Source organism: Thauera sp. WH-1 (genome assembly GCF_047806685.1).
GTDB lineage: Bacteria > Pseudomonadota > Gammaproteobacteria > Burkholderiales > Rhodocyclaceae > Thauera.
In genome coordinates this window covers 87,510-94,596 of sequence record NZ_JBLQGP010000017.1, presented here as the reverse complement: position 1 = coordinate 94,596, position 7,087 = coordinate 87,510, and the positions used below count along the sequence as shown (strand labels likewise).

At 61.9% G+C, this 7,087-nt stretch carries 7 protein-coding genes and 1 tRNA gene; 4 read left to right on the top strand and 4 right to left on the bottom strand.

The window, feature by feature from the left end:
* A partial coding sequence (locus tag ACMV5O_RS16090; RefSeq protein WP_416164404.1) for an endonuclease occupies positions 1-391 on the top strand: 391 nt, incomplete at its 5' end.
* 55 nt (positions 392-446) lie between these two features.
* Entirely contained in the window at positions 447-1,169 is a 723-nt protein-coding gene (locus ACMV5O_RS16085; protein ID WP_416164403.1) for an HD domain-containing protein, read from the top strand.
* On the opposite strand, the gene ACMV5O_RS16080 is transcribed toward ACMV5O_RS16085, so the two are convergent.
* Complete coding sequence (locus tag ACMV5O_RS16080) at positions 1,128-2,054, bottom strand: DUF2726 domain-containing protein (RefSeq protein WP_416164402.1); 927 nt, start codon at positions 2,052-2,054, stop codon at positions 1,128-1,130. The two genes, ACMV5O_RS16085 and ACMV5O_RS16080, sit on opposite strands and share 42 nt — an antisense overlap.
* Before the next feature lie 131 nt (positions 2,055-2,185).
* Here ACMV5O_RS16080 and ACMV5O_RS16075 point away from each other — a divergent pair, with 131 nt between their 5' ends.
* Positions 2,186-2,443, top strand: a complete 258-nt coding sequence (locus ACMV5O_RS16075) for a helix-turn-helix domain-containing protein (RefSeq protein ID WP_012585391.1) — start codon at positions 2,186-2,188, stop codon at positions 2,441-2,443.
* A gap of 28 nt (positions 2,444-2,471) precedes the next feature.
* On the opposite strand, the gene ACMV5O_RS16070 is transcribed toward ACMV5O_RS16075, so the two are convergent.
* Positions 2,472-3,647 carry a tyrosine-type recombinase/integrase gene (locus ACMV5O_RS16070; protein WP_416164408.1) on the bottom strand — a complete coding sequence of 392 codons (1,176 nt, stop codon included), beginning with the start codon at positions 3,645-3,647 and terminating at the stop codon, positions 2,472-2,474.
* A gap of 187 nt (positions 3,648-3,834) precedes the next feature.
* Between ACMV5O_RS16070 and ACMV5O_RS16065 the strand changes: the two genes are divergently transcribed.
* Positions 3,835-4,926, top strand: coding sequence for a DNA-binding protein (locus ACMV5O_RS16065; protein WP_416164401.1), 1,092 nt, complete (start codon positions 3,835-3,837; stop codon positions 4,924-4,926).
* Between the two features lie 536 nt (positions 4,927-5,462).
* On the opposite strand, the gene ACMV5O_RS16060 is transcribed toward ACMV5O_RS16065, so the two are convergent.
* Together ACMV5O_RS16060 and ACMV5O_RS16055 are read right to left on the bottom strand one after the other, a co-directional pair.
* Positions 5,463-5,547, bottom strand: a tRNA-Leu gene (locus ACMV5O_RS16060).
* An 81-nt stretch (positions 5,548-5,628) separates the two neighbouring features.
* Positions 5,629-7,077 carry a mannose-1-phosphate guanylyltransferase/mannose-6-phosphate isomerase gene (locus ACMV5O_RS16055; RefSeq protein ID WP_416164400.1) on the bottom strand — a complete coding sequence of 483 codons (1,449 nt, stop codon included), beginning with the start codon at positions 7,075-7,077 and terminating at the stop codon, positions 5,629-5,631.
* Positions 7,078-7,087: the final 10 nt, after the last annotated feature.

Genomic DNA, 7,087 nt, shown 5'->3' with positions numbered 1-7,087 from the left:
GCTGCAGATCGTGCTAAATCAGCGCGGCGACTTCCGCTGCCCCCGGCCGCGCGAGTCCGCTGCCCCGCCAGGTGCGCGGCCCCTGCCTGAAGGCGATAACCTGACCCCACCAGTCGTCAAGTCGCCCGCTGTTGCTGCCAGTGCGCCTGTAGCGGCCGCGCCGACCCGGGACACGCATCAGGAGCGGCTTGCGCTCGTCCTCGAGGACCTACGCAAGCGCGGCAACTCGCGACCGCGCAAGGAGGCGACCCTGATGACGACGATCCAGGCCCTGATCAAGCAGCGCACGAACCAGCCGATTTCCGAAGCCAACCTGAAGAAGCTGCTCGCCGAACTTCAGCAGCGCGGGCAGGTGACGATCACGGAGGGGAAGGTTGCCTATAAGCTCTGATCCCAACGCTGCTGTCGCGGCGGGCCATGGGGGGCACCCGGAGGCCGACAACCTGGTGCAGCGTGTCGCCGCACGCATCCGGTCCCGGTTCGCCGAGGAGGCCTCGGGCCATGACTGGCACCACATCCACCGTGTCTGGCGTCTGGCCCGGAAGATCGCCGTGGCCGAGGGCGCGAGGCTCGACGTGGTCGAGTTGGCCGCGCTCGTCCATGACATCGCCGACTGGAAGTTCCACGGGGGTGACGACGCCATAGGGCCGCGCGAGGCCGAGCGGCTGCTGCGCGAGGAAGGCGCCGGCGACGACCTCGTTGAGCCGGTCGTCGAGATCGTGGCGACGATCTCGTTCAAGGGCGCAGGGGTCCGGCAGCCCATGCGGACGCTCGAGGGGCAGTGCGTCCAGGATGCCGACCGGCTCGATGCGATCGGAGCGATCGGTATCGCCCGCTGTTTCGCATACGGCGGCCATGCGGGACGCCTGATGTACGACCCCGAGGTGCCGCCTGTCCTGCATGCGACCGCTGATGCCTACAAGACCGCGAAGGGGACCAGCGTCAATCACTTCTACGAGAAGCTCTTCTTGCTGAAGGACCGCATGAACACCGTGACGGGACGCCTGCTCGCGCAGGAGCGACACCGGTTCATGGCGTCCTTTATCGAGCGTTTCCTCGAGGAGTGGAACGTGGGCGAGGGCTCAGCCCATGGTCCAGCAGTGCTTGTGGAGGCCAGCAGCGACGCATCAGGCGGGAATGAACTTCGTTCCAGTGGATCGCGTCCGTAACCGCTTACCGACGTCAATGTTTGGAGCGACTTCTTCCGTCAGGAATGCATACCAGTCGTCTGTCGTCATCGTCTCCGGAGATTCGGCGCGCAGACGATAAAAGGGAAGTCCAACGAGACCAAAAATCGCGTTCTTCATCTCATCGCGGGTCTTGATTTCGGGCCGATCATGATATGAGCTATCGAGCTCGAACGCGGCAACGGGATCCCCTTCATCCGGCACGATCAGCACCGCATCGACCCGGGAGTTCTTTGCGTAGGCCCACGTCGACCTACCGACGAGCTCACGCAGGCGACTGAACTCGATCATCTGGTCAAGTGGATAATTCGGCAGCGCAAGTAGCGCGGGAAATCTCAGCGACAAGGCCTTGAGAAACGCTCTCTCCTGGCTACTCCTGAAAACCGAACGCCGGATTCCCATTGCGTCGGACGCGTTTGGATCGCCGAAGCGCATAAGCGTGCTGCTGACAACGCGCCGCACCTCAATGACGGGCTCGGAAAGAGCCTTGGCTGCTTCCAACTGCTTTCGATTGGTATTTTGGCGTCGCTCGGACCAACGTCGATGCTCGTCGCGAAGTGTCCTCGCGATAGCGTGCAACGCGCTTGAATCCAAGCGCTCGGCAAGGCCGAGGACGGTCGAGTAAGGAGCTGATATCTCGCCAGCGAGAAGGAGCTGCTCATACTCAGTCAGTAGGTCCTCTGCGGCTTGCGGTGCTTCGAGGAGGAGACATAAGGCCTCGCCGGCGAGGGCCTTCAAGTAGTCGTCGTTCCTCCGGAAAACCTGAACCTCACCGTCGAGAAATAAAGTGACAAAGGCGGCATGCTCCCGCCGATGCAGATGCCCACGCAACGTCCGAATGACGCTTGCTTTATCCCTTGTCTGCACGAAGTCTCGTCGTCTAAGTCGTCAGAATCGAGTGGGAATGGTACGTGTCGGCGCGCCCATTGTCACTCATAGAGCGTCGCCTCATAGAGGCCACACTCCTAGCATCAGTCGAAAATCCATTTCCGACTGCTGTGACTTCTTCCTCCGACCCCAGGGTCCTCTTCGGTAAGCACCTTGCCGAGCTTCGCCGAAGCCGCGGATGGTCCCAGGAATACCTCGCGCTTGAGAGCGGTCTCGCGCGGAGTTACTTAGGCGGCGTTGAGCGTGGACAGCGGAACATCGCGCTTCTGAACATCATTCGCTTGGCAAACGCGCTGGAGCTTCCACCCTCTAAGCTTCTTGAGTTCGAGGATCGCAACGGCGGCCGTGTTGCATCGGGCCTGAGTTAGAGATCAATCGAGGGCCCGCACACCAGCATCAGGACCAGGCGATGCGGTGACCGCGCTCTGTAGCCTTGTGGCGTTCATCATCGTCGCCATGGAGGTATAGGCTCGTGGTTGTGATTGACTCGTGACCTAAGTTATCGCGGACGAACCGCAAGTCGACCTCGGCGCCTGCCATGTTCGAACCGGCCGTGTGACGTAGCCAGTGCGCCGAAGCCGCACGCAGTGCGTTTGCCCGCGACACAAACTCATCGCCACGCTCCTCAACTCGCTTCGCTGCACGCTCAAAGACTTCTTTCACGACTAGATGCACGGCCCCGCGCGTCAGAGCCCGACGCTGTCCGCCGATTGGAAGGAGGAGGGGGGTCGGCTCGCCTGGAACTGGATAGGGCGCCAACGCGTACTCCCGGCGGTAGCGCACCAACTCCATCATCAGTTCGTTCGTGGCAGGGACGATCCTCGTCTTCTCACCTTTGCCCGTTACTTCAAGCCACCAAAGGTCGTCCCCGTTTCGGTCACGCCGGGAAAAGAAGCACCCCATGGTATTGGTCGTGACCTCCGTGATCCGAAGGCCGCACAGGTAGAGCAAACTGAAGAGCCAGCGCACGCGGAAGTAATGCTCGCGCTCGCGATCCGTCTCGTTTGGCATCGATTCGATCGATGCCTTGACTTCCACCCAGGTAGGCTCATCGAGGAATCGGGTGATTCGGGGCTTCGACCGCCGCTGGCGCTGTCGAGAGAGGGATAGCGGATTGCCAGCAAGGTACCCAGCATTCACAAGCCAGGCGAACATCGTGTTCAGGATGACAATCGCTTGTCGCTGACTGCTGGCAGACAGCGGCCCAGAGAACGGTCTCCAGCCAGGATCATTTCGCGGCCATTTGCGGCCTTTGGCCATGACCCAGCGTGCAACGGGCTGTGGGTCTGAGAGAAACCGCCTGTACAACAACAGATCCTCGTGACTGAGGCTGGAAAGGGGTTTACCCAACTCCGTGACCGTCCAGAGGAGGAGGCGCTCAGCCTCCTTGCGGTAGCTGTCGAAAGTCGTTCGGGTGTCGACAAAGCGGGCGAGCCACGCTCTGACGGCATCGACGTCGTTCTGCGCTGAAATCTGCGGCCGACCGCCAACGGCGCGGTTATTACCGACACTTCCGTTGAGTTCGCTTGGCAAGTTGACCAGTTCCAACGGGCCGAACGCGTTTCGGGGCATCAAATTCACGAGGGTCACATCCAGAACGGCGGATTCCGCACGTTACTACACATTATAGGAATAATGTCTAAAGTTAATGATTATACGGACAGCAATGTCCGGTTTCCGGACTGGTACGGCTGTCTTAGTTGATTCCACCGCCAAGGCAGCTAACATCCTGACATTGGTCAAAAATCCGAGCCGAAAAATGAGCCGTAGCTCCGTTGTTACATACGAGCATGTCCGTCAGGCCTGCTACGAGATCCTCGCCAAAGGGGAACGACCAACCCGTCCAGCCGTCCAGGAGCTGCTTTCCACTGACCGGTATGTTGGCCAGAAAGGCAGCAACGCCGTCGTCCAGAACCACATTCAAGAGTTCTGGAGTGCCATGGCAAACACGTTGCAGGTGCCCGTGCGGGCGGTGGACGGGATCCCCGAGGCCTTCGTAACGATCATCGATCGCGCACTTGGCGATATGGTGCAGGTTGCCAAGAGACTTGCTGAGGAGGGCCTCAGGGAGCGGGAGGCCCATCTGGACAAGCGATCCAGAGAAATGGAGGCAACCGTTCAGGAGGCGAACGAGCGTGCCCTCGAATCCCATCAGCTCCGCCTACGCATGGAGAGTGAGGTCGCGGCCTTGAAGCTGAGGATCGGAGACCTGGAGGCCAACCTCGCGGAGTCTCAGAAGAAGCTGGCGGAAGAGTCGCTTAGGGTCCTTGAGCAACAGCGCACGATCGACGAAAAGGATGCCGAGCTCGTGCGCCAGTTCTCCTCGCTGGACGCGGCGAGACTTGCCATCGAGCAAACTAATGAACATCACCGCCTGGAGACCCATCGGCTGTTGCAGCAACTGGACAACGAGCGTCAAACTGCGAACAAAGAACGGAGGCAACAGAACGACGAGGTAGAGCGCGCACGCAAGGACGCGGCCACGGCACGAGAGGCGTTCATAGCGCTGCGCGAGGACTGCGTTCAACTCAAGGCAGAGAGCGTCAAGGCAAGCGAGAAGCTGACAGCGGCAACGGCCGCGATGGAGACCCTACGAAGCAGCCTCGAGAAGGCCGAGGCCCAACTCTCCGCGTCGGAGCGCGACCTTGCTGTGGCAAGAGCGCGGCACGAGGTGGCTGATCAACTCCGGCAAGAGGCAGCGGTCAGACTTAACGTCCAGGCTGAGGAGATCGGCCAACTTCGGCAAGAAATTGAGAATCTTAGGAGGAGACGTGTCAAGAGCCGTGCACCAGAAGAGAGCGCTCTTAGGAGCAAGGAAGAGACAGATGCGAAACGGGGAAATAGTGGCTAAGACCGCTGCCCAAACCTTCGCGTTAGACCCTCGTAGCTCTCCACCTCTGAGGTAAGTGACAACATTCGCCGAGGAATCAGGGCCTTTACAGCGGCACCTATCAACGATAGTGCTGCACGCCGTCCTGTTGGGTGTAAGTGAAGGCGGTTAGGAGCTAACCTGTCGGGACAAGGAGCCCTTTTGCAGCGAGCTAATTCTTCCTAACCATCTTTTTGCGGCGTGGGGGGCTACTTTGAGGGCACGGGGGGTAGGTTGCGGTCACAAATTGTTGATGTCGCGGGACTAAATTGTGCCACCCGAGTTGGACAAGGGAGGAAAGAACAATGCTGATCTTTCTCTCGCATATAAGTTTACATAACGCAGATTCTCAGCCTCAAACATCCAGACTGTTGGGACACGAGAGCACTCTGAATTGGCCGGAGCTTGGAGGAATCGGGCGGCAGCACCCTGCACACTGCCCCAGAACTGCACCCCGGCTGCTCGAACGCCCCCCACGGGCCGCGACACTTCCGCTGGAAATGCCTTGTGAAACAAGATGGTGCGGGGAAAGAGACTCGAACTCTCACGCCTTGCGGCGCTGGAACCTAAATCCAGTGCGTCTACCAATTCCGCCATCCCCGCGGGTACTGCGACAAAGCGGCCCGCATTATACACAGGCTGCACTGCGCCGAACGCCGTCGGGCATCCGGCGCGAGCACCCGCTCAATGCCCGGTACGCCCGTAGGTGTCCTCGAAACGCACGATGTCGTCCTCGCCCAGGTAGCTCCCCGACTGCACCTCGATGATTTCGAGTGGCACCTTGCCCGGGTTGGCCAGGCGGTGGGTATTGCCGAGCGGAATGTAGGTGGACTCGTTCTCGCCGAGCAGGAAGCTGCGCTCGCCATTGGTGACCTCGGCCGTGCCCTTGACCACGATCCAGTGCTCGGCGCGGTGGTGATGCATCTGCAGGCTGAGCTTGGCCCCCGGGTTCACGACGATGCGCTTGACCTGGAAACGCTCGCCGGCGTCGATCGAGTCATACCAGCCCCAGGGCCGATAGACCTTGCGATGGCTCTGCGTCAGGCTGCGGCCCTCGGCCTTCAGGCGGGCGACGATCTTCTTGACGTCCTGGGTGCGGCCCTTGTGCGCCACCATCACCGCGTCGGGCGTCTCCACCACCACCATGTCCTCGCAGCCGATGGCGGCCACCAGGCGACTGCCCGCATGCACCAGGGTGTTGTGGCTGTCCTCGAACAACACCTCGCCGCGCGCGGCGTTGCCGTCCGCATCCTTGTCCGAGACCGCCCACAAGGCGTCCCAGGCACCCACGTCCGACCAGCCGGCCGACAGCGGCACGACCACGCCCTGGCCGAGCTCGGGCGCGCCGGCCAGGCGCTCCATCACGGCATAGTCGATCGAGTCGCTCGGGCTGCCTTCGAAGGCGGCGGCATCGAGACGAATGAAGTCGGCGTCCGCCGTTCGCCCGGCAAAGGCCTTGCCGCAAGCCGCGGCCATCTCGGGATTGAAGTGCGTGATCGCGGCCAGCCACACCGCGGCCTTCATCATGAAGATGCCGCTGTTCCAGAAGAACTCGCCGCTGGCGACGTAGCGCTCGGCGGTGGCACGGTCGGGCTTCTCGAAGAACTCGAGCAGCGCACGCGCACTGCCTGCCGCATCGAGCGGCGCACCCGCACGGATGTAGCCGTACCCCGTCTCCGGCCGGTCCGGCACGATGCCGAAGGTGACGAGCGCACCCGTTGCGGCCGCGCGCGCGCCTTCGGCGATGGCCTTCTGGAAGGCCGCAACGTCGGTGATGACATGATCGGCGGGCATCACGAGCAGGATCGGGTCGCCCTCCTCCAGCGCCGCCAGCGCGGCCAGCGTCAGCGCCGGCGCGGTGTTGCGCCCCACCGGCTCGAGCACGATCTGCGGCGCGCGCACGCCGATCTGGCGCAGCTGCTCGGCGATGATGAAGCGGTATTCCTCGTTGGTGATGATCAGCGGCCGCGGCGCCACGTCCGCGGCGGCAAAGCCCTTGAGGCGGGCGGCGGTCTCCTGCAGCAGCGACAGCTCGCCGGTGAGCGGCAGCAGCTGCTTGGGAAAGCTCTCGCGTGAGGCGGGCCACAGTCGGGTGCCCGAGCCGCCGGAAAGGATCACGCTCTTGATCGTCATGGAAGTCCTC

Bases quoted from the DNA above. Each gene is read 5' to 3' on its own strand.
- ACMV5O_RS16070 (WP_416164408.1), bottom strand. From the start codon at position 3,647: ATGCCCCGAAACGCGTTCGGCCCGTTGGAACTGGTCAACTTGCCAAGC.
- ACMV5O_RS16055 (WP_416164400.1), bottom strand. From the start codon at position 7,077: ATGACGATCAAGAGCGTGATCCTTTCCGGCGGCTCGGGCACCCGACTG.
- ACMV5O_RS16065 (WP_416164401.1), top strand. From the start codon at position 3,835: ATGAGCCGTAGCTCCGTTGTTACATACGAGCATGTCCGTCAGGCCTGC.